This window comes from Kitasatospora sp. NRRL B-11411 (genome assembly GCF_000721345.1).
GTDB classification, from domain to species: Bacteria; Actinomycetota; Actinomycetes; order Streptomycetales; family Streptomycetaceae; genus Kitasatospora; species Kitasatospora cineracea.
On record NZ_JOGH01000298.1, the window covers coordinates 1 to 752 of the forward strand.

The 752-nt window shown below is 72.2% G+C and carries 2 protein-coding genes; both read left to right on the forward strand.

Annotation, left to right across the window (positions count from 1 at the left end):
* Nucleotides 1-294 (forward strand): zinc ribbon domain-containing protein (locus IH44_RS45065; protein ID WP_157852634.1); only part of this gene is annotated, 294 nt, incomplete at its 5' end.
* Between the two features lie 16 nt (nucleotides 295-310).
* The gene (locus IH44_RS42180) at nucleotides 311-595 is read left to right on the forward strand and encodes a GNAT family N-acetyltransferase (RefSeq protein WP_232795286.1); all 285 of its coding nucleotides are present in this window, start codon (nucleotides 311-313) and stop codon (nucleotides 593-595) included.
* Nucleotides 596-752: the final 157 nt, after the last annotated feature.

Below are 752 nucleotides of genomic sequence, written 5' to 3' on the forward strand. Positions count from 1 at the left end.
TTCGTCCGGATCGGCCGCTTCGAGCCCACCAGCCAGGTGTGCTCGCACTGCGGCGTCAAGGACGGCCCCAAGCCCCTGCACGTCCGGATGTGGACGTGCGGCGGGTGCGGGGCCGTCCTGGACCGGGACGTCAACGCGGCGGTCAACGTCGCCAAGGCCGCCGGACTGGCGGTGTCAGCCTGTGGAGCGCGGGTCAGACGGGCACCCGTGCCCGCACCGCGCGGCGAAGCAGGAACCCACCCGAAGCGACCCACCCAACCGGTGTGGGAGCAGGCGGGAATCCCCGGCCTTTAGGCCGGGGAGGATGTCAATGGATCGCCACCACGGCCCAGCGCGGGGCCACGCCGGCCGCGCCGTCGCCCTCGCCCTCCGGCTGATGGCCGACGAACTCGCCCTGCACCGCGCCGAGGCGTCCACCAACCTGGACAACCTTCCCTCGCAGCACGTCCTGCGCCGCAACGGCTTCACCCCGTACGGCGTCGCGCACTCCGCGATCCTGCTGGACGGGGTCTGGCAGGACAGCCTGCTGTGGGAGCGCGTCCTCGACGCCGAGTGGCCGCTGCCCACTAACTCCGCTGCCGACGGCTGCTGTTGAGAGAACAGCGCCATAAGCCTTTGGCAGCAGTTGAGTTGACGGAGCGTCAGGGATTCTCGGGGGAGGTGGTGTGCTGCTGCGGGATCACCGGCAGCGCGGGGTCGGCCGGTTGGGGGAGCGTCGCCGGGGCGGGGGCGGCGGCCGTGCTGACCGGGGT